We start from the raw sequence: 23,553 nt of genomic DNA, 5'->3' as shown, positions 1-23,553 counted from the left end.
AGATAGGACGTGACGGGCCAGTAACCAATCTCAATCGGTCATAAGTATTGCTTGTTTGAGCGATTCGCGCTTAGTGTTCGCGACCACACAGCCGCATCCACGAAGCGAGGGAGTCGACATGGCGGACGGCAGAGGGCTCAGTCGCCGCACGGTGCTCACGATGGGTGCCGCGCTCCTCATGACGGCCGCCTGCGGCACGGGCTCCGGCGGGAACGGCAAGGTGAAGGTGTGGCACGGCTACACCGACAAGGAGGCCGCCGCGTTCGACAAGCTCGCGGCTCAGTGGAACACCGCGCACCCCGAACAGCAGGTCGAGCTGGTGTTCAACGGCGGCAACGACAACGCGCTGCAGAAGACGCTGGCGTCGTTCGCGTCCGGCAACCCGCCAGAGGTCTCCTACCAGTACGGCTCCTCGATCACCGGGCTCACCGGCCGTCCCCAGACCCAGGACCTGACCGAGGACCTGCGGCGCGACGCCGGGTTCGGCTGGGACGACCTGTTCCCCGCCGGGCGGGAGGCCGCGACGGTGGACGGGAAGATCTACGGCGTCCCCGCGCTCGTCGACAACCTCTCGCTCGTCTACAACAAGAAGCTCTTCGACGAGGCCAGGGTCGAGCACCCGACCGAGTCGTGGACGTGGGACGACTTCCGGTCCGCCGCGCAGAAGCTCACCTCCGACGGCAAGTTCGGCTGGGCCTACGTCAACGACGGCACCGAGGACACGGTCTGGCGCTTCCTCGCCCTGCTCTGGCAGGCGGGTGGCGACCTGCTCTCCCCGGACAACAAGAAGGCCGCCTTCTCCTCCGACGCCGGCCGGCAGGCCATGCAGCTGCTGCGCGACATGGCCGTCACGGACAAGTCGGTCTACCTGGACGCGGGCGACCAGCAGTACCTCAACCTCTTCAACTCCGGCCGCATCGGCATGCTGTGGACCGGCCCGTGGGACCTCGGCTCCATCAACGAGGACGTGTCCTACGGCGTGCAGATCCTGCCGGGCAAGGTCACCCACGCCACGATCGCCGGACCGGACACGTTCGTCGTCTTCGGTGACAACGGCCGCAAGAACGCGCTGCCGTTCCTGAAGTGGCTGCTCTCGGCCGAGATCCACCTCGAGTTCGCGATGGAGACCGGCCACCTGCCGATCCGCCAGTCCGAAGTGGACCTCCCGGGCTACGCCGACTACGAGGCCAAGTACCCCGGCACCAAGGTGTTCGTCGACAACCTCGCGAAGAACGTGACGAAGGCCCGGCCGAACATCCCGCAGTACCCGAAGATCTCGCAGATCCTCGGCACCGCCGTGCAGTCGGTCCTGCTCGGCCAGGCCGAACCGCAGGCCGCGCTCGACCAGGCGCGGACCGAGGTCGACCAGGAGCTGGCGGGCTCATGACGCTCGACAGGCGCCGGCTGGCCGACCACGCCGCCGGATGGGGGTTCGCCGCACCCGCGGTGATCCTGATCGGGGTGTTCGGGCTCGTCCCGGTGGTGTGGTCGATCGTGCTGTCCTTCCAGCACACCGATCTGACCTCGCCTGGCACGTTCGCCGGCGGCGACAACTACGCCAAGCTCGTCGCCGACCCGTTGTTCTGGGACGCGGCCCGCCGCACGCTCGTCTACGTCGTGCTGTTCGTGCCGATCACGCTCGCTCTCGCGCTGCCGATCGCGGTGATGCTCAACCAGAAGATCCGCGGCGTCGTGTTCTACCGGCTCGCCGTGTCCGTGCCGCTGGTGACCTCGACGGTCGCGACCGGCATCATGTTCAGCTGGCTGGCGAACCCGCAGTTCGGGCTGGTCAACGCCGCGCTGGAGGCGGTGGGACTGCCGAAGCAGGGGTTCTTCTCCGATCCCGGCCAGGCGCTGTTCGCCGTGGTGGCGATGACGGTGTGGGGCTGGCTCGGGTTCGCGGTCATCATCTACCTGGCGGCACTGCAGAACGTGCCGAAGGACCTGCTCGAGGCGTCCTCTTTGGACGGCTGCGGGCGGACCAGGTCGTTCTGGCACGTCGAACTGCCGCTGGTCGCACCCGCCTCCGGTTTCCTGCTGGTGTGGCTCACGATCAACGGCCTGCAGCTCTTCGACGCGGTCTACGTGACGACCAAGGGCGGCCCGCTGCGCGCGACCACCGTGCTCGTCTACCACCTGTACAACGAGGCGTTCGTGAGCTTCGACGGCGGGTACGCCGCGGCGATCGGCTGCGCGGTGTTCCTGATCATCGGCGTGTTCACCCTGGCCCAGCTGCGGTTCAACCGCCGCACGTCGCACTACGAGGTTCGATGAGAAGGCCCAGCGCGCTGCACCTGATCCTGTTCCCGCTCTCCCTCGTCATGGTGACGCCGCTGGTGTGGATGCTGCTGGTGTCCGTGTCGACGCAGGCGGAGTCGCGGCGCTTCCCGCCCGGCCTGCCGAGCGGGATCGAGTGGGAGAACTACCTCGCCGCGATGCGGGACGCGCCGCTGGGATCGTGGCTGGTCAACAGCTTCGTGGTGTCCGTCGTCTGCGTGGCCGGCAACCTGCTGCTCTGCTCGCTGGCGGGCTACGCGTTCGCGCGCATCCCGTTCTTCGGCAACAGGGTCGCGTTCGTGCTCATGCTCGCGACGCTGATGGTGCCGTTCCAGATCGTCATGCTGCCGCTGCTGATCATGATGCGGTCGCTGGGACTGATCGACACGCTCGGCGCGCTGATCGCGCCGAACCTCGCCACCGCGTTCGGGGTGTTCCTGATGCGGCAGTTCTTCACGACCCTGCCCAGGGAACTGGAGGAGGCCGCGCGCATCGACGGCGCGAGCAGGCTGCGGACGTTGCTGCAGGTGCTGCTGCCGCTGATGCGGCCCACCCTCGCGACCCTCGCCGTGCTCACGTTCCTGCAGACCTGGAACGACTTCCTGTGGCCGCTGATCGCGGTGCAGAGCCCCGAGGTCATGACCGTCCAACTGGGACTGCAGAGCTTCCAGGGCGCGCACACCACCAACTGGCCCAAGCTCATGGCCGGCACGGTGCTGAGCCAGCTGCCCGTCCTGCTCGTCTTCTTCTTCGCCCAGCGGTTCTTCGTGCGGTCGGTGGCCGCAGCGGGCATCAAGTGACTGATCAACCAAAGGAATCCGCCATGCACACCAGGTCCGCCGAGCAGCTGCACACCACCGCGGAGATCGCGTCGCAACCCTCCTGCTGGCGCCGGGCGATCGCACTCGCCACCGACCCCGCCGTCGTCGCCGCCCTGCCCGCCCCCGGTGAACGCGTCGCGGTGGTCGGCTGCGGCACGTCGTTCTTCATGGCCCAGGCCTACGCCCGGCTGCGGGAGGACGCGGGACTGGGCGAGACCGACGCGTTCGCCGCCTCGGAGTTCCCGTTCAGCCGCAACTATGACCGCGTCGTCGCGCTGTCCCGGTCCGGCACCACGACCGAGGTGATCGACGTGCTGCGGCGGCTTCAGGTGCCCACGACGGCCATCGTCGGAGCCCCCGGCACCCCGGTCACCGAACTGGCGGACCAGGTCGTCGCGCTGGAGTTCGCCGACGAACGCTCGGTCGTCCAGACGCGGTTCGCGACGACCGCGCTCGTGCTGCTGCGCGCCCACCTCGGCGAACACCTGGAGCGCGCGGTGCTCGACGCCGAGCAGGCGCTGGCCGACCCGATGACCGCGGACCTGGTGGAGCGCAACCAGTTCACGTTCCTGGGCGGCGCGCCCTGGACCACCGGACTGGCCGCCGAGGCCGCGCTGAAGATGCGCGAGGCGTCGCTGAGCTGGGCCGAGTCCTACCCGGCCGCCGAGTACCGCCACGGGCCGATCGCCATCACCGACGAGGGCTCGCTGGTCTGGGTGTTCGGCACGGCACCGGAGGGCCTCGACCTCGACGTCGCCGGGGTCGGCGGCCGCTGGGTCGCGCGCGAACGGGACCCGCTCGCCGAGCTCGTCGCGGTGCACCGCCTCGCCGTGGAGGTGGCGCTGCTGCGCGGGCTCGACCCGGACTCGCCGCGCAACCTCACCCGCTCGGTGATCCTCGACGGCACGCCATGAGGGCGTTGACCGTCACCCTCAACGCGGCACTCGACGTCACCTACCGCGTCGACGCCCTGCGGCCGGGTGCCACCCACCGGGTCACCGAGGTCGCCGTCCGCGCCGGTGGAAAGGGCGTCAACGTGGCACGCGTGCTGTGTGCGCTCGGCGTGCCCGTGGTCGCGACGGGACTGGCCGGTGGTTCTGCCGGGGCGGCGTTGCGCGACGACCTGAACCGCTCCGGTGTGCCGGAGGCCCTGTTCCCGATCACGGGGGAGACCCGTCGCACGGTCACCGCAGTGGACGGCTCCGGGCAGGCGACGCTCTTCGCCGAGCCGGGCCCGCACGTCACACCCGAGGAGTGGGCGGGGTTCCTCGGCCACTACCGGGATCTCGCCGCGGAGGCGGACGTCGTGGTGCTGTCCGGCTCACTGCCCGCGGGACTGCCGGTCGACGCCTACGCGGCGCTCGTGCGCGGGACGTCCGTGCCGGTGGTGCTGGACGCAGGCGGGCCTGCGCTCGCCGCGGGGGCATCCGCCGGACCCGCCGTCATCACCCCCAACCGCGGCGAGCTCGCGGCAGCGTCCGAAATGGACGATCCACTCGCTCTCGGCGCGGCCGCGGCACTCGTCTCCGATGGCGCACGAGGAATGACCGCCTACACCTCTGACGGCGTGTGGACGGCGGCCCCGCCCGAGGTGGTCACCGGCAACCCGACCGGCGCCGGGGACGCCGCCGTCGCCGCGCTGGTCGCCGCCTGGCACCTGCCGTGGCCGGAGCGCCTCGCCGAGGCCGTCGCGTTGTCGGCCGCCGCGGTGCGTGCCCCGCTCGCCGGAGATTTCGACCGCGCCTTCTACGACCAGCACCGGGCGGAGATCACGCCCAGGGAAGTTCACGAGGACTAGAACATGCCATTGGTCCAGCTCCGCGACATGATCGGCGGGCACTCACCGGTGCCCGCGTTCAACGTCATCCAGGTCGAGCACGCCGAGGCGATCGCCGCCGCGGCACAGGAGACAGGCGCCCCCGTGGTGCTGCAGATCAGCGAGAACGCCGTGCGCTACCACGGTTCCCTGCGCCCGATCGGTGCCGCCGCGCTGTCCGTCGCCGCCTCCGCGTCCACCCCGATCGCCGTACACCTCGACCACGCCACCTCCGAGGACCTCGTGCGCGAGGCCGTGCGGATCGGGTTCGGGTCGGTGATGTTCGACGCCTCCGCGTGCCCGCACGAGGAGAACGTCGCCCGCACCGCGGCGGTCGTGCGCGAGTGCCACGAGGCCGGTGCCGGCGTCGAGGCGGAACTCGGTGAGATCGGCGGCAAGGACGGGGTGCACGCACCGGGTGTGCGCACCGACCCGGACGACGCCGCCGCGTACGTGGCGGCGACCGGGGTGGACTTCCTCGCCGTCGCGGTCGGGTCGTCGCACGCCATGCTGACCCGCGACGCCGAGCTCGACTTCGAGCTGATCGCGTTGCTGCACAGGGCAGTGCCGGTGCCGTTGGTGCTGCACGGGTCGTCCGGTGTCGCCGACGAGAGCCTCGCGTCCGCCGTGCGGTCCGGGATGTGGAAGATCAACATCGCCACGCAGCTCAACAAGCACTTCACCGCGAGCGTGCGGACCGTGCTCGACGACCACCCGACGCTCGTCGACCCCCGGCGCTACCTCGGCGCCGGACGTGAGGCCATGTCCGCCGAGGTCGCTCGGCTCATCCGGGTACTGGAAGGCTGATCAATGTTCACCATCGCGTTCGTGGGCGCGGGTTCCGTCGAGTTCACCCGCCAGCTCCTCCGCGACGTCCTGTCGTTCCCGGAGCTCGCCGGTTGCACGATCTCGTTGCACGACATCGACTCCGAACGGCTGGAGGTCGCGGCTGCACTCGCCCGGCTGGCCGGCGCCGCGCACATCCGCACCTCGTTGTCGCGCCGTGAGGCGTTGGACGGTGCGGACGTCGTGGTCAACATGGTCGCGATCGGCGGCCACGCGGCGACGTTGCGGGACTTCGACGTGCCGGAGTCGTTCGGCCTGCGGCAGACCATCGGCGACACGCTCGGCATCGGCGGGATCTTCCGCGGGCTGCGCACCTTCCCGTTCCTGGACGGGCTCGCCGCCGACATGCTCGCGGTGTGCCCCGACGCGTGGTTGCTGAACTACACCAACCCGATGGCGATGAACATCCAGTACCTCGCGACGGTCGCCCCGCGGCTGAAGGCGGTCGGCCTCTGTCACTCGGTGCACTGGACGATCCACGACCTGAGCGCGCTGGTCGGCGTTCCGCACGAGGAGGTCGACTTCCTGTCCGCGGGCGTGAACCACCAGGCGTGGATCCTGCGCTGGCAGCACCGGGGCCGCGACCTCTACCCGGCTCTCGACGCCGCCGTCGAGGCGGATCCGGAACTGGCCCGCCGGGTGCGCGTCGACCTGTACCGCAGGCTCGGCTTCTACCCGACGGAGACGAGCGAGCACTCCTCCGAGTACGTGCCGTGGTACCTGCGGCACGAGTCCGAAGTGGAGCGACTGCGCATCCCGGTCCGCGAGTACGCGACCATCAGCGCCGAGAACGTTGCCACGTATGAGAAGACGCGGGACGCGCTGACCGCGGGGGAGTCGTTGCCGCCGCTGGCCGACGACGCGGTCGAGTACGCGCCGCAGGTGATCCACAGCCTGGTCACCGGCCAGCGGCGCACGATCCAGGTCAACGTCGCGAACCACGGCCTGATCGCCAACCTGCCGCAGGGCGCCGCCGTGGAGGTGCCCGCCACCCTCGACCGGCTCGGCGTGCACCCGCACCACGTGGGCGACCTGCCGCGCCAGCTGGCCGCGGTGAACAGGAACTTCCTCAACGTGGTCGAGCTGACCGTGGCCGCGGCCGTCGAAGGCGATCCGGACCACGTCCGGCATGCCGCGTTGTGCGACCCGGCGACCGCCGCGGCTCTCACCGTCGACCAGATCGGCGACCTCGTCGCCGCGATGACGGCCGCGCACGGAGACCTGCTGCCCGCTGCCCTGCGAGGCGCCTGATGCTGGATCTGCTGGTGGTGGGTGACGCGAACCCGGACGTACTGGTCTTCGGCGCGCCGGGCACTCCCGCGTACGGCCAAGCGGAAACCCTGGTGGAGCAAGGGGTTCTCGCGCTGGGAGGGTCGGCGGCCATCGTCGCGCACGGCGCCGCGCGGCTGGGACTGGCTGTCGGCCTCGCGGCGATGGTCGGCCGGGACGCGGCGGGTGACTTCGTACTGGACGAGCTGAAGTCCGCAGGCGTCGACATCAGCGCGTGCGTGCGGCACCCGGACCTGCCGACGGCGTTGACCGTCTGCCTCAACCAAGCCGGCGGGGACCGGGCGATCCTGACCGCACCGGGATGTCTGGCGGCGTTCGGGCCCGACGACGTCCCCGAGGTCGCAGCCCGGCACGTGCACGCGGCGTCGTACTTCCTGCAACCGCGCCTCGCGGCCGGTCTGCCCGAGGTGTTCCGGGCCGCCCGTCGCAGTGGTGCCACCACCTCGCTCGACACGAACGACGACCCTTCGGGTGCTTGGGCACTGCACCCGGACCTGTTGGGGCAGTGCACCTTCGTGCTGCCCAACCAGGCCGAGGCGGTGGCGCTGACCGGTGCCGCGGACCCGTTGCCGGTGCTCGCGGCCGCCGGACCCGTGCCGGTCGTCAAAGCCGGCGGCGACGGTTGTGTCGCGCTGCAGGGGCAGGAGCGGATCAGCGCGAGGCTGCCTGCCGTCGAACCGGTGGACACGGTCGGCGCCGGTGACTCGTTCGACGCCGGCTTCCTCGCGGGATGGCTGCACGAGCGGGATCTCCGCACCGCCCTGGCACTGGGCGTCGCCGCCGGTGCCCTGTCCACGCGCGGGGCCGGGGGAGTCGCCACGCAGCCCACCTCGGCCGAGGCTGCGGCGCTTGCACGGAACGTGGAGATAACGAGCATGCAAACTGCGTGATTACCGTTCAAAAGTCCCAAACCGAGCACCATTCGTGCGTTATAGTGATCGGATGCGTCAAGAGCAGCGCCTGGCTGCGATCCTGGGCAAGCTCGCGGAGGTGGGCTCGGTGAGCGTCGTCGGGCTCGCGGAGGAGCTGGGCACGTCCGTCGCGTCGATCCGCCGAGACCTCCAGTCGCTGGAGGAGCAGAAGCTGCTCAAACGCACCCACGGCGGCGCGGTCGCGGTCGAGGTCATCTACGAACTGCCGCTGCGCTACCGGGTGGGCCGCCGCGAGGAGAAGCGCCAGATCGCCGAGGCGGCCGCGCGGTTCGTCACCGAGTCCGTCCACTCCGTCGGCTTCAACGGCGGCACCACGACCACCGAGCTCGCGCGCCTGCTCGCGGTCACTAGGCCCCTGAAGGTCGTGACGAACGCGCTCAACATCGCGTCGGACCTGTGCCCGCGCCCCCTGATCGACCTGGTGGTGACCGGCGGCGGTGTGCGCCCCGAGAGCTACGAGCTGGTGGGCCCGCTCGCCGACCGCGCCCTCGCCGGCATCAGCCTCGACCTGGTCTTCCTCGGCGTCGACGGCATCGACGCCCGCACCGGCATCGCCACCCACGACGAGGTCGAGGCGCAGACCGACAACTGCCTGCTGCGCACCGCCGACCGGGTGGTGGTGCTCGCCGACGGCTCGAAGGTCGGCAAGCGCGCGTTCTCCCGCATCGCGAGCATCGCCGACGTGCACGTGCTGATCACCGACTCCTCCGCGCCCGCAGACGAGCTGGACCGGTTGCGGGCGGCGGGTGTCGAGGTCGTCGTCGCGTAGCTGTTGCGGCGCCGGCGTGGAATGTTGGCTGCACCGTGATCGCCCGCGCACGTCCTGTCGTTGTAGTTGTTGTGGGCAAATGGACTCCACCTGTTCGGGCTAAAGAATTGGGGGAGGCGGGAGCGGACGCTGGACGCTTGCAGCTCCGCCGTCCGATTGGAGGCCAGTCATGGCCGCTCCCGCGAACTCCGAGATCAAGGGTCTGCTCGGGGACACCTCCCGCGCCGACGTCGTCGCGGAGGTGATGCGGCACGTGGAGGACCTGGGCCAGATCGAGGCGGAGCTCGCCACCGACAACGCGGCGGTCGTCCGCAAAGTCGCGCCCGGACGTGCTGAGTACGGCACCGCACCGGAGGTCGGCGCCATCCCGAACTCGTTGCCACCGCTGGAAGAAGCCGCGCGAAGACGGCTCGAGTCCTACGTGGACGCCAGCCGCACCGCGGTCGCCCGGCTGCGGCAGGACGTCCCGGCGGAGGAGCTGACCCAGGACGAGCTGGACGGCCTCGAAGCCATCGTCCTGCTCATGGCCCGCCCGGCGATCCTGGTGCAGGACGGCCACTTCTTCGCCGCCCCGGAACCGTGGGGCGCCGACCTGGAGACGCGCCGGCCCGTGATCGAGTCGGTCATGAAGAGCGTCGGGCGGATCGAGGTCACCGGGCACCCGATGTTCGACTGGATCGGGACGGGATGGCTCGCGGCGGAGAACGTCATCATGACGAACCGCCACGTGGCCAACGAGTTCGCGAAGGCCGACGGCGCGAGCTGGACCTTCTGGCCTGGAATGAAGGCACAGGTCGACTACAACGAAGAACTGTCTCCCGGTGCACCGCAGGAGTTCACCATCACCGGCATCATCGGCGTCCACGACAAGGTGGACCTGGCGTTGCTGCGCTGCGAGACGGCCGCCGCGGCACCCCAGCCGTTGAGCATCGCCCGTCGGCCGGTGGTCCAGAACGGCAGGAAGGTCTACGTGGTCGGCTATCCGGCCTCCGACTCCCGCCGCAACGACCCCGCCGAGATGCGGCGGATCTTCTCGAACATCTACGACGTCAAACGCCTGCAGCCCGGCGCGATCCGCGAGGTCGACAACGCACAGCCGCTGCTGACCCACGACTGCTCGACGCTGGGCGGCAACTCGGGTTCGTGCGTCGTGGACCTCGAGACGTCCCAGGTGCTGGGCCTGCACTTCGGCGGCCGCTACCTCAAGGGCAACCTCGCCGTCGCCCTCTGGAAGCTGGCCGGCGACCCGTTGCTGCGCTCGGCGGGCATCAACTTCTCGTGACCTGGACTGGACATCCGGACACCGTGGTGGCGTCCTGCGCGGTGGCGTTGTACGGCCAGTGGGGACTCGGTTTCCCCACAGGCCCCCAGCTCGACGGCAGGCTGCGCGTCACGACCACCGAGATCGTGGTCGACTGCGGCGACGACGAGGAGGAGCTCGCGTTCTCGCTGGGCATCCTGTTCACGCCCCTGTGGCGCACGGCCACGCTCATCGGCTCGCGGATGGGCGTCGTCGAGATCCGCAGGGTGAGCGACCACAAGGCGTTCTACCTGCTCCTGATGACCGATGTCGGCGAGGCTCGTCGCATCCACGCGGCCGTCACGCAGGTCTGGCACGCCTACCACCACCGGTGGGCGTCGCGTCCGCCGCTGGGCCGGCCGGCGCCGTCCACGCCCGCGGAGGTGCACGCCCAGCTCGGCAGGTACTTCGAGGCTGCGCGGACCGGGATGGGCCTGGCGCCCCCGGTTCTGGCCGGCGACTCCTACCGTTGGGGCGTCTCGGGTTTCCCCGTGCACATACGCGTGGCGCCCACCTCCGAGAGCCTCGTCGTCGAGGTGGTCGCCGTTGTGGGGCACGGGGTTCGGCTGGACCGGGCCACGCCGGCGGCACTCGCCGAACTGGCCGCCGTCCCGGAGGAATCCTGCGCGTTGCTCCGCCTCGTCCCGGCGGGCGGCGGGTGCGACCTGGTCGCCACGAGCGTGATCACGGCCCACCCGCTGCTGCTCACCGACCTGGACGAGGCGGTCAGGGCCACCGTGGCCAGGGCGAGAGCCGCGCTGCCGCTCGTGGCCGCGCTGAACGGAGTCCCCGCCTCTTCAGCCGCGGCACCGCCGTTGCCCGCGAGGCCCGACCCCACCGATCACCCGTTGCGGGGGAACGAGGAGAGCACCTTCCTGCGGGTGCTCAGCACGGTGGAGACGATGGGCATGCCCGTGACCGACTACCGCTGGTCGGCAACGGAGGCCCGGTTCAGCGTCAGCGCGTTCGCCGTCAGTCTGCGAAGAGGCCCGGTCCCGGTCGTCACGCTGCGCATGATCCTCGGCGAGACGAGCCCGGCGGCACTGACGCCCGCGTCGGTCTGGGAACTGATCGGGCCGCGGACAGGTCCGTTCCGGATCGCCTGCCTCACCCACGCCGCCTCGGGGACGGTCTGGCTGACCAGGTCGGCCGACGTCGTGGTGTGCGAGCAGGGTGGCAACAACATCGCGACCACGCTGGAACTGCTGGCGGCCCCCGACGCTGCCATCGACGCGCTGCGGGTCCGCTTCGGGTGCCGCTAGGACGTGAACGTCTGCGCACCCAGAACGTCCAGCAGCGCCAACGCCTCGGCGTCGCGAGACCCCGGCGGCGCGCTGTACAGCACGAGGTGCTGGTCGCTGTCGGTGAGTGCGAGCGAGTCGCAGTCGACGGTGATCTCGCCGACCACCGGGTGCCGGAACGTCTTGGTGAGCATCGCTGCGGCCTGCACGTCGTGCCGTTCCCAGAGCCGGGCGAACTCGGCGCTGCCCTCGCGCAGTTCGTCGACCAGCCCGGCCACCGCGGGATCGGCCGGGTAGCGCGCGAGCGTGCTGCGCAGCTGCATGACGACGTGGTGCCGGAACTCGGTGGCGTCCGAGACCCCGTACAGCTCCGGGCGCGGGTCCAGGAACGCGCGGCGGGCGAGGTTGCGTTCCTGCGGGGCGAGCTCGCGGAAGTCCTCCATCAACGCGGCCGCGAGATCGTTGCACGCCAGCACTTCGAACGTCGCCGAGGTGACGAACCCCGCTGTCCGCGGCAGCCGTTCGAGCAGCGCGAGGATGCTGGGCCGCACGTCGCGCCGGTGTCGTCCGTTGCGGCTGGGCGCGGTGCCCGCGAGCACGTGCAGGTGGTCGGACTCGGCGCCGGTGAGCCGCAACGCCCCGCTGATGCCGGCGAGCACCTCGGCCGACGGTCGTGGCGCCCGGCCCTGTTCGAGACGGATGTAGTACTCGGTGGAGATGTGCGCGAGGACCGCGACCTCCTCGCGTCGCAGCCCCGCCGTCCGCCGCCGCGGGCCCGCGCTCAGGCCGACGTCCTCCGGCTTGAGTCGCTCACGCCGGCTGCGCAGGAACGCCCCGAGCTGCTGCTTGTCCATACTCCGAGTATGCGCGGCGGGTGGCCGCCCAGCCTGGTACAGCCTGTGCCTCCCTGCGACGCCGAACGCGCTCGACTCTGGAGTCCATGACGAACACCCACACCGGCCTGCTCGCCGGCAAGGTAGTGCTGATCACCGGCGCCAGCCGAGGCATCGGGGAGGCCGCGGCGAGGCTCTTCGCCGAGGAGGGCGCCTCCGTGGTCCTCGCCGCCCGCAGCACCGACGCCCTGGACCGCGTCGTCAAGGAGATCCGCGCCGAGGGTGGCACCGCCGACGCGATCACCCTCGACCTCGCCGACCGGGCGGGCATCCGTGCCGCGATCAGCCAGGTCGAGGAGCTGCACGGCCGGCTCGACGGCGCCTTCAACAACGCCGCGGTCGTCCAGCAGCCCGGCCCGCTCGACACGACCAGCGAGGACGAGATCGACGAACAGTTCGAGGTGAACTTCCGCGCCCACTGGACCGCCATGACCGCGGAGGCGGCCCTCATGCGGCGGAACGGGGGAGGCGCGATCGTGAACACGTCGAGCATCGGCAGCCGCCGCGCCAACCCCGTTCTCCCTGCATACGGCGCCATGAAGCGCGCGCTCAACAGCCTCACCGAGAGCGCCGCCGTGACGTGGGCGCGGGAGGGCATCAGGGTCAACGGCATCACCCCTGGTGGCACGGCGACGGCCATGATCGACCAGTGGGAGGCGGCGACCCCCGGCGTCATCGAGCGGATCAACGCGATGAGCCCGGTCGGGCGGATGGCCGAGCCCCGCGAGGTCGCCGAGGTGGCTGCGTGGCTGCTCAGCGACCGTGCGTCGATGGTGAACGGGGCGATCGTGCCGGTCGACGGAGGCGCGGGCGCGTAGTCACGCGGAGTGACCGGCAGGCGCGTCGGACGTGACTGTCGGAAGAACTTGAGAAGCGGGTCTGACCTGCGTGTTCAGGTGCTCGGCCAGCCGGTGTACCCACCGACCGGCCTTGTGCTGTGCCCGCAGCCGTGCCTATATTTGCCGAAACGGACGTATGTAAGCGCTTACATTGAGTGCACGTTAAATGTAAGCGCTTACATGATCCAGCCGGGCAACGACAGGGCGGCAGCGCAGTGCGAAAGCAGCAGGTCACACCCAAGGGACAGGCCGAGGGGGCGACGATCTACTCGGTCGCCGACCTCGCCGGCGTGTCCATCGCGACGGTCTCGCGGGTGCTCCAGGGCGTGACGGTCGTGGCCGAGACGACCAGGCAGAAGGTGCTCGCCGCCGTCGAGGAGCTCGGGTACGTGCCGCTCGGGGCGGCGCGGAGCCTGGCCGTCCGCCACCACGAGGCGCACGGGCTCGTGCTGCCGGAGCTGTCCGGTCCCTACTACGCCGAGCTGCTGATGGGCTTCGAAGCCCGCGCCGCCGAGCTCGCCCAGTCCGTCGTCCTCGTGCTCACCGACAACCGCACCGACCTGGCGGCGGCGGTGCGGCAGCTGGCCACGAGGGTCGACGCCATCGCGGTGTTCGGCTCCGCGGCGATCTCGGGCGAGATGGTCCGGTTGCTGCGCACCAAGAAACCGGTGGTCGTCATCGCGGGCGAGCCGGAGGACGGTGCCGAGGCGGTCGCCGCGGAGAACGAGGAGAGCGCGCGGGAGCTCGCCGGGCACGTGCTGGACCACGGGAGGCGGCGGATGCTCTTCGTCGGCGACCCGGACAGCGGGCCCGACATCCGCCACCGGTACGCGGGGTACGCCGCCGCGCACCGGGACCGGGGACTCGACGTCGCCGAGCCCGTCCGGATGGCGTTGTGCGAGAGCGATGGCACCGCCTTCGCGCGTCAGCTGCTGGCCGGTGCGTACGAGGCGGACGCCCTGATGTGCGCCAACGACGAGCTCGCGTTGTCGGTCATGACGACGCTGCAGGACGCGGGCAGGGACGTGCCCGGTGACGTCGCCGTCGTCGGCTGGGACGACGTGATGGCCGCGCGGTACGTGCGGCCCGGGCTGACCACCGTGCGTCAGCCCGTGCACGAGCTCGGCGCGCTGGCCGCCGACCGCCTGCACGAGCTCGTCGGAGGAGAAGTGCCGCGGACGCAGGTGCAACTGCTGCCGACGAGGCTCGTCGTGCGTTCGTCGTGCGGCTGCTGAACCACCGTCCACTTCAGACTCAAGGAGGAGTCCATGCGCAACACGACCAAAGCGCTCGCGGGGGTGTCGGCCCTCGTGCTGGTGCTGACCGCCTGCGGGCGTGGTGACGACCAGACCGGTGGGCAGAGCAGCGCCGGCATCGCCGAGGGACCGGCCACGGGCACCATCACCGTGTGGGCCATGGGCGCGGAGGGGGAGAAGCTCCCCGCGCTCGCCAAGGAGTTCGAGGACGCGAACCCCGGCGTCGACGTCCAGGTGACCGCCATCCCGTGGGACGCCGCCCACAACAAGTTCACCTCGGCGATCACGGCGGGCCAGGCACCCGACGCGGCCATGGTGGGCTCGACGTGGATGGGTGAGTTCGCGGGCATGGACGCGCTCGACCCGACCCCGTCCTCGATCGACAAGGGCTCGTTCTTCGAAGGCGCGCAACGCACGACCGAGGTGGGTGGGACGTCGTTCGGCATCCCCTGGTACGTCGAGACGCGGCTGCTCTACTACCGCAAGGACCTCGCCAAGACGGCCGGGTACGAGACACCGCCGAAGGACTGGGCGGGCCTGAAGGAGATGGCGAAGGCCATGCAGGCCAAGGCGGGTGCCAAGTTCGGCATCGGGCTGCAGGCGGGTGGCACCGGTTCGTGGCAGTCGCTGCTGCCCTTCGCGTGGTCGAACGGCGCGGCGCTCACCAAGGACAACGGTGGCGCGTACAACTTCGACAGCCCGGAGATGAAGGAGACGCTGGAGTACTACGGCTCGTTCTTCAGCGAGGGCATCGCGGACAAGGGAGCCCCGGCGCAGCCGACGACCGAGCCCGACTTCGTGAGCGGGCGCGTGCCGATGTTCATCTCCGGTCCCTGGATGATGTCCGCGGTCGAGAAGCTCGGCGGTGACGGCTTCAAGGACAAGTACGAGGTCATGCCGATGCCGGTGAAGAAGACCTCGTCGAGCTTCGTCGGCGGCTCGAACTTCGTGGTCTTCAAGGAGACCAAGAACCGCGACTCCGCCTGGAAGTTCGTGAACTGGCTGGCGAGCCCGCAGACGCAGGTGAAGTGGTACCAGCAGTCGACCGACCTGCCGTCGGTGAAGAGCGCGTGGCAGGACCCCGCCCTCACCGCCGACACCAAGCTCTCGACGTTCGGCAAGCAGCTCGACACCGCGCAGTCGCCGCCGACCTTCGCCACGTGGGAGCAGGCGATCACCGCGCTCGACACCGAGGTCGAGAAGGTGGCCCGTTCCGGCGCCGACCCGGCCGGTGCGCTGAAGGCGGCGCAGTCCGCGGCCGACTCCATCGGCACCGGGCGGTGAGCTCGCCGGCCCCGGCCCGCCGCCACGGGGTCGAGCGGGCGGCGTGGGGACTGATCCTGCCGTTCTGCCTGCTGTTCCTCGTGTTCACCGCATGGCCGGTCATCCAGTCGCTGTTCATGAGCTTCACCGACACGCGCAACCGCGACCTGCGCACGCCGTTCGCGGTGGAGTTCGTCGGGCTGGACAACTACGTGCAGGCGTTCACCGACCCGCTGTTCCGCACGGCGGCGGCGAACACCGCGTACTTCGTGCTGGTCGGCGTGCCGCTCACGCTGGCCATCGCGCTACTGGCGGCGGTGGTGCTGGACAAGGGGATCTCGCGGTTCCGCGCGTTCTTCCGGCTGGGCTTCTACACGCCGGTGATCACGTCGATCGTCGCGGTCGCGGTGGTGTGGAGGTTCCTGCTGCAGGACGAGTTCGGGCTCATCAACACCGTGCTGGGCTGGGTCGGGATCGACGGCCCGAACTGGCTCGGCGACCCCGACTGGTCGATGCCCGCGCTGATCCTGATGGCCGCGTGGCGCAACTTCGGCACCGCGATGATCATCTTCCTGGCCGGGCTGCAGGCGGTGCCGGCGTCGCTGCACGAGGCCGCGTCGATCGACGGCGCCGGTGCGGTGCGGCGGTTCCGGCACATCACCCTGCCGTTGCTGCGCCCGACCATCCTGTTCGTCTCGGTGACGACGGCGATCGGTTACCTGCAGTTCTTCGAGGAGCCGTACGTCATGACCAACGGCGGTCCGCTCAACTCGACCATCTCGGCGTCGATGTACACCTACCGGCAGTTCGGCTTCGGCAACTACGGCTACGCCTCCGCGATGAGCTACCTGATCTTCGTCGTGATCGCGGTCGTCACCGCCGTGCAGTTCCGCCTGCTGCGCGAGAGGAGCTGACCATGACCCGGAACCGCTGGTGGATCTACGTTCCGCTCACCGTCGCGCTGATCGCCGTGATCGCGCCGTTCGCGTGGATGGTGCTGGGCAGCTTCAAGGGCGAGGGCGAGATCCTGGCCAACCCGCCGACGTGGCTGCCGCAGGCCGCGTCGCTGGACAACTACACGCAGCTGTTCTCGCGCCTGCGGTTCGGCACGTACTTCCTGAACTCGGCGATCGTCGCCGTGCTGGTCACCGCGGGCAACCTGCTGTTCTGCTCGATGGTCGGCTACGCGCTGGCCAAGCTGGAGTTCAGGGGGAAGCGGGCGCTGTTCCTGATCGTCATGGCGACCCTGATGATCCCCGGCGTGGTCACGTTCGTGCCGCTGTACGTCCTCGTCGTCAACGCGGGGATGGCGAACTCGCTGCCCGCGCTGATCCTGCCGTTCCTCGTCACGCCGTTCGGGGTCTTCCTGATGCGCCAGTTCATCACGGGCCTGCCGAACGAACTGCTCGACGCAGGACGGGTCGACGGCGCGAGCGAGGTGCGGATCTTCGCCAGGATCGTCCTGCCGCTGTGCGGGCCCGCGCTGGCCACGCTCGGCATCCTCACGTTCCTGGGCAGCTGGAACAACTTCCTCTGGCCGCTCGTGGTGGCGCAGCAGGAGAGCTCGTACACGCTGCCCGTCGCCCTCGCGCTCTACTCGACGGGCCAGAACTCCATCCAGTACGGCCTGCTCCTCGCCGGGGCCACCATCGTCGTCGCCCCGGTCCTGCTCGTGTTCCTCGTGTTCCAGCGGCGCTTCATCGAAGGCATCGCGACCACCGGCATCAAGTGAGAGGTCCAAAGGGGACTCACATGACATCGCCAGCAAGGATCACCCGCCGAACCCTGCTCTTCGGAACCGCCGCCGCGCTCGCGGTTCCTGGAACCGCGCTCGCGGCGCCCGGACCTCGTGGTTACGACCCGGCGCGGGTGCGTGGCTGGGCGCGCGACACGTGGCGCAGTCTCGTCGCCATGACCCCGTCGGGCACGGGCCTGCCCGCCGACAACATCCCCGAGTCGCTCGCCCCTGCCGACCGCTCCGGCTACACCTCGCCGACCAACATCGGCGGTTACCTGTGGTCGACCGTCGTGGCCCGCGAACTCGGGTTCATCTCGAAGGACGAGGCGTCGGCGCGGCTGCTCCGCACGCTCACCACCCTCGACCGGATGGAACACCACACCGCCAGCGGCATGTACTTCAACTGGTACGACGAGGAGACGGGAGAGGCGTTGCGCGCCTGGCCCGGCACGGGCGCGGTCGTCCACCCGTTCTGCTCCAGTGTGGACAACGGCTGGCTCGGCGCGGCACTGCTCGTCGTGGCGGGCGCCGACCGCGCAGCGTCTTCGTCGGCACGGCGGCTTTTCGCGCGCATGCGGTGGGACGCCTTCTACAACCCCGGTGACGACCCCGCGCACCCGGTGCGGCCCGGCGGCCTGATCCACGGCGGGTTCTTCCCGTTCGACCACGACCGGCCCGGTGGCGTCTACCAGGGCACGCACATCGGTGGCGACCCGGTCTGGCTGACCACGCACCACTACGACACCACGGTGTCCGAGACGCGCATCACCAGCTACCTCGGCATCATCACCGGGCAGATCCCGCCGAAGCAGTACTTCGCGATGTGGCGGACGTTCCCGGCGTCGTGCGACTGGTCGTGGCACGAGATGCAGCCCGTGGGGGAGAACCGGACCTACTACGGCATCGAGGTCTTCGAGGGCGCCTACACCTACCGCGGCATGCGCATCGTGCCCGGCTGGGGCGGCTCGATGTTCGAGGAGCTCATGCCGGACGTGTTCGTGCCCGAGGCGAAGTGGGCGCCGAGGTCGTGGGGCCGCAACCACCCGCTGCACGTCCGGGCGCAGCGCGAGCACGGGCTTTTGGAGGCCAAGTACGGCTTCTGGGGCTTCAGTCCGTCGAGCAACCCCGCCGGCGGCTACCGCGAGTACGGCGTCGACGCGCTCGGCATGGGTCCCGGCAACGAACCGGGCAACGGCGCCAACGGCTACTTCTCCGACCAGGAGATGACGAACTACGACGTCGGCTTCGGCACCTGCCGCCCCGCAACGGCTCCGACGCCCTCGTTCGGTGACGGCGTGGTCACCCCGCACGCGGCGTTCCTGGCGATGATGCACGAGCGGGACGAGGCGTACACCAATCTCGTTGGCATCCAACAAGAACTCCGCGCCTACGGTTCCGGCGGCTTCTTCGACGCGGTCGCCGTGCGGTCGGGTGCCATCGCGCGCCGGTACCTCTCGCTGGACCAGGCGATGGTCATGGGAGCGATCGGGAACGTCCTGTGCCGCGACGTGATCCGCAGGGCGTTCGCGACCCCGGCGGTGGAACGCGCGTTGCGGCCGGTGATCGGTGTCGAGGAGTTCGGCGCGAGCCGAGTTTGAGCACAACGGAGGTGTTGGCATGCGGCCCGTGCGGCTGATTTCCGAGGACGGTGTCGAGTACCGCGACCTCAACGGCAACGGCGTGATGGACCCCTACGAGGATCCACGTCTGTCCTTTGAGGAACGGGTGGAGGACCTGCTGGGGCGCTTGTCGCTGGAGGAGAAGGCCGGTCTGCTGTTCCACACCGTCATCGAGGCGGGCACGGACGGCACCGTGAAGGAGGCTCCCGGCGCCATCAGCAAGTCGCCCACGAGCGTTGTGGTGAAGGAGAAACACCTGTCGCACTTCAACGTGCACGCTCTCCACGACGCCCGCATGGCCGCACGCTGGCACAACAACCTCCAGCTCATCGCCGAGAGCACACCGCACGGCATCCCGGTGACCATCTCGACCGACCCGCGGCACGCGTTCCTCGAGAACGCCGGGGTCTCGTTCACCGCCAAGGCCTTCTCCCAGTGGCCGGAGTCGCTCGGCCTCGCCGCGCTGCGCGATCCGGCCCTGGTGCGGCGTTTCGCGGACATCGCGCGCCAGGAGTACGTCGCGGTCGGCATCCGCTACGCCCTGCACCCGGCGATCGACCTGGCCACCGAACCGCGCTGGGCCCGGCAGGCGGGCACGTTCGGCCAGGACACCGCGCTGACGGCCGAGCTCGGCGTGGCCTACGTGCAGGGGTTCCAGGGTCCCTCGCTCGGACCGGACTCGGTCGCCTGCACCAGCAAGCACTTCCCCGGCGGCGGCCCGCAGAAGGACGGCGAGGACGCGCACTTCCCGTACGGGCGCGAGCAGGTCTACCCCGGCGGCCGCTTCGACGACCACATGGCACCGTTCCGCGCGGTCGTCGAGGCGGGCACAGCGGCGGTGATGCCCTACTACGGCATGCCGATCGGACTGGAGGTGGACGGCGAGCCGATCGAGGAGGTCGGGTTCGGCTACAACCGCCAGGTCGTCACCGGCATGCTGCGCGAACAGCTCGGCTTCGACGGCGTGGTGCTCACCGACTGGGAGCTCGTCATGGACAACCACGTCGGCGACAAGGTCCTCCCCGCACGTGCCTGGGGCGTCGAGCACCTCGACCCGCACGGCCGCATGGAGCTCATCCTCAGCGCGGGAGCGGACCAGTTCGGCGGCGAGGAATGCGTGGAGATCCTGCTGGACCTGGTGGCACAGGGCCGCGTCACGGAGGCGCGGATCGACTCCTCCGCGCGCCGGGTCCTCGCGCTGAAGTTCCGGCTGGGGCTGTTCGACGACCCGTTCGTCGACGAGGACCAGGCGGCGGAGATCGTGGGACGGCAGGACTTCCGCGACGAGGGCCACGCCGCCCAGGCCCGATCGGTCACGGTCCTGCAGTCGGGTTCCGACGCGGCCGCGCTGCCGTTGGGGCCCGGCCTCAAGCTCTACGTGGAGAACGTCTCGCCGGACGTCGCCGCACGCCTGGGCACCGTCGTCGCCACACCGGCCGAGGCGGACGTGGCGCTGGTGCGGCTCATGGCGCCGTTCGACCCGCGCTCGGACCTGTTCCTGGAGTCGTGGTTCCACCAGGGTTCCCTCGACTTCCAGCCGGGCCTGGCCTCCCGCCTGGCGCGGATCGCCGCCGAGTGCCCGCTGATCGTCGACGTGACGCTGGACCGCCCGGCGGTGCTGACACCGTTGCTGCCGATCGCGTCGACCCTCGTGGTCAGCTACGGCAGCACGGACGAGGCGCTGGCGGACGCGCTGACCGGCGTTTTTCCCGCAGAGGGAAGGCTTCCGTTCGACCTGCCCCGGTCGATGGAACAGGTGCGCCGCCACCCCGAGGACGTCGCCGGCTACGAGGACCCGCTCTTCCCCTTCGGGCACGGAGGCTGACTGCTCCGTTCGAGGCATTTGTATCGGCAGCGTAACGACCCGATCGCTCACAGAGACATCAGCCTTGGTGTCCGCGCGAGGTGAGGGTGTGCCGATGAAGATCGACCTGTTCAACGAGATCCAGAACCCCGGCCCTGCCCCCGAGCAGTTCCGCTTCCGCCAGGCCCTCGACCAGGCCCGCCTGGCCGACGAGCTCGGCTACGGCTGCTGGTGGCAGGTCGAGCACCACGGCGCGGGCGAGTTCAGCCTGTCCTCCGCCCCTGAGCTGATGCTCGCCGCCCTGTCCCAGCAGACCTCCCGCATGCGCCTCGGCCACGCCGCCGTGCTCGCACCGGGCCGCTTCAACCACCCGATCCGCGTGGCCGAACGCGCCGCCACCCTCGACCACCTCAGCGGCGGCCGCGTGGAGCTGGGTCTGACCCGTTCCACCATCCCGGAGTGGAACCTCTTCGGCGTGACCCCGGCGGAGGCACGAGCGCAGACCGCGGAGGCGTTCGAGATGGTCCCGAAGATGTGGACCACCGACAACTTCTCCCACACCGGCGAGCACTACGACGTCTCCGACGTCTCGATCATCCCCAAGCCCCTGCAGACCCCGCACCCGCCGCTGTGGCAGGCGGCGGCCTCCCCGACGTCCTTCGAGGAGGCGGGCCGCCGCGGCGTGGGCGTGCTGGGCACCACGATCTGGGAGTCCATCGACCGCGTGGCCCGCATGATCGACCTCTACCGGGCCGCCGCCAACGAGTGCACCTCGCCGGTCGGCTCGTTCGTCAACAACCAGGTCGCCTACTTCACCTTCGTGCACTGCGCCGAGACCGACGAACAGGCCATGCGCAACGGCGCGGCGGCCGCAGCCGCCTGGTACACCGTGACAGCACTGCGCTTCTTCAACGCCGCGGCCGAGTTCGCCGCGACCATGCAACGCCACCAGGACATCCTCGCGGCCGGCGACGGCGGCCTCACCGGCGAGTTCCTGCGCGCCGAGGTGGACGCCGCGCCCACCGAGGCGCAGCTCGTGATCGGCCGGATCATCCAGGGCGAGGACGTGCCGGAGGACGAGGTGTTCGAGGTGCTGTCGGCGCAGCAGTCGCTGATCGTCGGCAGCCCGGACACGTGCCGCAAGAAGCTGCGGGCCTACGCGGACCTCGGGATCGACCGGTTGATGTGCCTGCAGCAGATCGGGCCGATCGGGGCGGACGAGGTGATGACCAGCATCAGGCTGATCGGGGAGCTGATCCCGGAGTTCGACAGGTCCTGACCAGGCCCGCGTCAGAACTCGGCTCACTCGAGGTACTTGAGGCTGAAGCCCGTGTCCCCGTTCTCTCCCGGCAGGGCCGGCTGCTCCCGAGGTGGGTGGTCCGGCGCTCGAACTCCGAGCGCCGCAGACGATCGTGGCCGCGCAGAGGGCCTGAATTGATCTGAACCGGTGATCGGCGTGGTGTGGCGCGGCGAGGACTCTCGCCGCGCCACGTCCCGGTTCAGAGACCGAGGTGCACGCTCGCGTGCTGGTACACCTTGGACTGCGTGGGATCCGCCTCCGGCATGTTCACCTTGAAGCACAGGCTGGCGAGGGTCTGGGGTTCCTCACCGGAGTGCCGGAACGGCAGGTCCTTGTGCCACAGTCCGGGATCGACGGCCGCCGTGGCGGTGATCAGGGCGTCGCGGACGGTGCGGAACCGGTCGTGCACCAGCTCCGGTGGCAGCAGCCGGCCAGCCGCCACGCCGCCCGCGTTCAGCGCCCGGCCGCAGTCCTTTGTCTCCCAACGGGAATCGACGTACCAGTGGGCGCGGCCCGCCTGGGCCTCCGTGAGCACGGCCAGCACGATCTCGTCCCACATCGACACGTGGATCACCAGGTCGGTGATGGTGATCGGCTCTGGGCGGAGCGGGTTGTGGTGGATCTCGGGAGGACTTCCCCCGAGGTCCGCCTCGATCGCCGCGAGCAGGTGGTCGCGGTCGGTCGTCAACGCCTGGCAGGCGGTGTCCTGGTCCATGTAGTCGGGCAACGCGTCATCTCCCCGCTTGGGTCTCTGCTTCACGGCGCAGTTCGCCGTCGAAGTCCAGCTTGCCGCCCGGCCGGGCGAAGGATCGAGCCCTGCCCGAGGTGCGGCGGATCACCGTGAGGCTGTTCTGCATCATCTTGTGCGGTTCCAGCAGGTTGACGAGCTCCAGTTCGCCCGGCTTCGCCCGCCCGACCTTCGCGATGTAGTCGAGGATGGCCTCCCCCTCCGGGTAGGTCATCAGGTAGTGCATGACGAGCAGACCGCCGTCCGGGTTGATCAGGTCCCAGAAGTGGTCGAAGAAGTACAGGCACTCCCACGCGTCGACCCACGCGAGGTCGATGGGGGCGAACCCGGCCGGCAGCAGCGCGCGGCACTCCCGGACGTCGGCGTTGATCACCTGCACCCGGTCCTCGAGCCCGAGGGATGCGAGCACCTCCAGCACCTGCCCCGCCGACGAGTCCGGGATGGACAGGTCGTCGACCGCCACGAACTGCGGGTCGTAGGGCTCCAGGTAGAAGCCCGGCGCGCGCAGAGCGGGTTCGGCGTAGACCCAGTCGGTGTCGAGCGGTCTGCCTGTGTCCAGGTGCCGTGCCGTCTTCGTGGCGAGCGCGGCCGACTCGGCCCGCACCTGGTCCTCCACCTGCGCGAGCGCCGCCACGAGGTAGGGCGTCGTGTACCCCATGCCGACCTCGAGGACCCGCCGCGGGCGCGTCAGTTGCACGAGCGACGACAGCAGCGGTGCCACCACCTCGGTGCCCGCCGCCGGTACCTGCAACCGCTTCACCGCAGCCTCGAACGCCGCGTCGTACATCGTTCCCCCTTGGC

General features: G+C 70.1%; 22 protein-coding genes. 19 read left to right on the top strand and 3 right to left on the bottom strand.

Going from position 1 to position 23,553, the window contains the following annotated elements:
* Positions 1 to 118: 118 nt before the first annotated feature.
* The 11 genes from ACSHWB_RS45965 (at position 119) to ACSHWB_RS45915 (ending at position 11,313) form a co-directional block, all read left to right on the top strand.
* Positions 119 to 1,387: an ABC transporter substrate-binding protein gene (locus tag ACSHWB_RS45965; RefSeq protein ID WP_439659640.1), complete on the top strand. Its 1,269-nt coding sequence runs from the start codon at positions 119 to 121 to the stop codon at positions 1,385 to 1,387.
* Positions 1,384 to 2,274 carry a carbohydrate ABC transporter permease gene (locus ACSHWB_RS45960; protein WP_439659639.1) on the top strand — a complete coding sequence of 297 codons (891 nt, stop codon included), beginning with the start codon at positions 1,384 to 1,386 and terminating at the stop codon, positions 2,272 to 2,274. Before ACSHWB_RS45965 ends, ACSHWB_RS45960 begins: the two co-directional genes overlap by 4 nt.
* Complete coding sequence (locus tag ACSHWB_RS45955) at positions 2,271 to 3,077, top strand: carbohydrate ABC transporter permease (RefSeq protein WP_439659638.1); 807 nt, start codon at positions 2,271 to 2,273, stop codon at positions 3,075 to 3,077. The genes ACSHWB_RS45960 and ACSHWB_RS45955 overlap by 4 nt, the downstream gene beginning before the upstream one ends.
* A gap of 23 nt (positions 3,078 to 3,100) precedes the next feature.
* Entirely contained in the window at positions 3,101 to 4,012 is a 912-nt protein-coding gene (locus ACSHWB_RS45950) for an SIS domain-containing protein (RefSeq protein ID WP_439659637.1), read from the top strand.
* On the top strand, positions 4,009 to 4,896 hold the full coding sequence (locus ACSHWB_RS45945) for a 1-phosphofructokinase family hexose kinase (protein ID WP_439659636.1): 888 nt from the start codon (positions 4,009 to 4,011) through the stop codon (positions 4,894 to 4,896). The genes ACSHWB_RS45950 and ACSHWB_RS45945 overlap by 4 nt, the downstream gene beginning before the upstream one ends.
* Positions 4,897 to 4,899: 3 nt before the next feature.
* Positions 4,900 to 5,721, top strand: a complete 822-nt coding sequence (locus ACSHWB_RS45940; protein WP_439659635.1) for a class II fructose-bisphosphate aldolase — start codon at positions 4,900 to 4,902, stop codon at positions 5,719 to 5,721.
* Between the two features lie 3 nt (positions 5,722 to 5,724).
* Positions 5,725 to 7,011: an alpha-glucosidase/alpha-galactosidase gene (locus tag ACSHWB_RS45935; RefSeq protein ID WP_439659634.1), complete on the top strand. Its 1,287-nt coding sequence runs from the start codon at positions 5,725 to 5,727 to the stop codon at positions 7,009 to 7,011.
* Positions 7,011 to 7,940 (top strand): carbohydrate kinase family protein, encoded by a 930-nt coding sequence (locus tag ACSHWB_RS45930; RefSeq protein WP_439659633.1) that lies wholly within the window; start codon positions 7,011 to 7,013, stop codon positions 7,938 to 7,940. The genes ACSHWB_RS45935 and ACSHWB_RS45930 overlap by 1 nt, the downstream gene beginning before the upstream one ends.
* A gap of 52 nt (positions 7,941 to 7,992) precedes the next feature.
* Entirely contained in the window at positions 7,993 to 8,751 is a 759-nt protein-coding gene (locus tag ACSHWB_RS45925; protein ID WP_439659632.1) for a DeoR/GlpR family DNA-binding transcription regulator, read from the top strand.
* Between the two features lie 169 nt (positions 8,752 to 8,920).
* The gene (locus ACSHWB_RS45920; RefSeq protein WP_439659631.1) at positions 8,921 to 10,033 is read left to right on the top strand and encodes a trypsin-like serine peptidase; all 1,113 of its coding nucleotides are present in this window, start codon (positions 8,921 to 8,923) and stop codon (positions 10,031 to 10,033) included.
* On the top strand, positions 10,030 to 11,313 hold the full coding sequence (locus ACSHWB_RS45915; protein ID WP_439659630.1) for a hypothetical protein: 1,284 nt from the start codon (positions 10,030 to 10,032) through the stop codon (positions 11,311 to 11,313). The genes ACSHWB_RS45920 and ACSHWB_RS45915 overlap by 4 nt, the downstream gene beginning before the upstream one ends.
* Here the strand turns inward: ACSHWB_RS45915 and ACSHWB_RS45910 are convergent.
* The gene (locus ACSHWB_RS45910) at positions 11,310 to 12,146 is read right to left on the bottom strand and encodes a helix-turn-helix transcriptional regulator (protein WP_439659629.1); all 837 of its coding nucleotides are present in this window, start codon (positions 12,144 to 12,146) and stop codon (positions 11,310 to 11,312) included. The genes ACSHWB_RS45915 and ACSHWB_RS45910 overlap by 4 nt on opposite strands.
* Positions 12,147 to 12,232: 86 nt before the next feature.
* Between ACSHWB_RS45910 and ACSHWB_RS45905 the strand changes: the two genes are divergently transcribed.
* The 8 genes from ACSHWB_RS45905 to ACSHWB_RS45870 all read left to right on the top strand — a co-directional run bounded on the left by ACSHWB_RS45905 (position 12,233) and on the right by ACSHWB_RS45870 (position 21,983).
* Positions 12,233 to 13,003 carry an SDR family NAD(P)-dependent oxidoreductase gene (locus ACSHWB_RS45905; protein ID WP_439659628.1) on the top strand — a complete coding sequence of 257 codons (771 nt, stop codon included), beginning with the start codon at positions 12,233 to 12,235 and terminating at the stop codon, positions 13,001 to 13,003.
* 236 nt (positions 13,004 to 13,239) lie between these two features.
* Complete coding sequence (locus ACSHWB_RS45900; RefSeq protein WP_439659627.1) at positions 13,240 to 14,259, top strand: LacI family DNA-binding transcriptional regulator; 1,020 nt, start codon at positions 13,240 to 13,242, stop codon at positions 14,257 to 14,259.
* Between the two features lie 33 nt (positions 14,260 to 14,292).
* A complete protein-coding gene (locus ACSHWB_RS45895; RefSeq protein WP_439659626.1) occupies positions 14,293 to 15,564 on the top strand; it encodes a sugar ABC transporter substrate-binding protein in 1,272 nt (423 codons plus the stop codon).
* A complete protein-coding gene (locus ACSHWB_RS45890; RefSeq protein WP_439659625.1) occupies positions 15,561 to 16,457 on the top strand; it encodes a carbohydrate ABC transporter permease in 897 nt (298 codons plus the stop codon). Before ACSHWB_RS45895 ends, ACSHWB_RS45890 begins: the two co-directional genes overlap by 4 nt.
* Before the next feature lie 2 nt (positions 16,458 to 16,459).
* Positions 16,460 to 17,275 (top strand): carbohydrate ABC transporter permease, encoded by an 816-nt coding sequence (locus ACSHWB_RS45885; RefSeq protein WP_439659624.1) that lies wholly within the window; start codon positions 16,460 to 16,462, stop codon positions 17,273 to 17,275.
* A gap of 20 nt (positions 17,276 to 17,295) precedes the next feature.
* Complete coding sequence (locus ACSHWB_RS45880; protein ID WP_439659623.1) at positions 17,296 to 18,879, top strand: glucoamylase family protein; 1,584 nt, start codon at positions 17,296 to 17,298, stop codon at positions 18,877 to 18,879.
* 19 nt (positions 18,880 to 18,898) lie between these two features.
* Positions 18,899 to 20,725: a glycoside hydrolase family 3 protein gene (locus ACSHWB_RS45875; protein WP_439659622.1), complete on the top strand. Its 1,827-nt coding sequence runs from the start codon at positions 18,899 to 18,901 to the stop codon at positions 20,723 to 20,725.
* Positions 20,726 to 20,819: 94 nt separating this feature from the next.
* Positions 20,820 to 21,983 carry an LLM class flavin-dependent oxidoreductase gene (locus ACSHWB_RS45870; RefSeq protein ID WP_439659621.1) on the top strand — a complete coding sequence of 388 codons (1,164 nt, stop codon included), beginning with the start codon at positions 20,820 to 20,822 and terminating at the stop codon, positions 21,981 to 21,983.
* A 220-nt stretch (positions 21,984 to 22,203) separates the two neighbouring features.
* On the opposite strand, the gene ACSHWB_RS45865 is transcribed toward ACSHWB_RS45870, so the two are convergent.
* The gene (locus ACSHWB_RS45865) at positions 22,204 to 22,764 is read right to left on the bottom strand and encodes a hypothetical protein (RefSeq protein ID WP_439659620.1); all 561 of its coding nucleotides are present in this window, start codon (positions 22,762 to 22,764) and stop codon (positions 22,204 to 22,206) included.
* Positions 22,736 to 23,539 (bottom strand): class I SAM-dependent methyltransferase, encoded by an 804-nt coding sequence (locus ACSHWB_RS45860; RefSeq protein ID WP_439659619.1) that lies wholly within the window; start codon positions 23,537 to 23,539, stop codon positions 22,736 to 22,738. The genes ACSHWB_RS45865 and ACSHWB_RS45860 overlap by 29 nt, the downstream gene beginning before the upstream one ends.
* Positions 23,540 to 23,553 lie beyond the last annotated feature (14 nt).

Origin of the sequence: Lentzea sp. HUAS TT2 (assembly GCF_051853195.1) — a bacterium.
Classification (GTDB): domain Bacteria; phylum Actinomycetota; class Actinomycetes; order Mycobacteriales; family Pseudonocardiaceae; genus Lentzea.
This window is presented reverse-complemented; position numbering and strand designations above follow the sequence as displayed.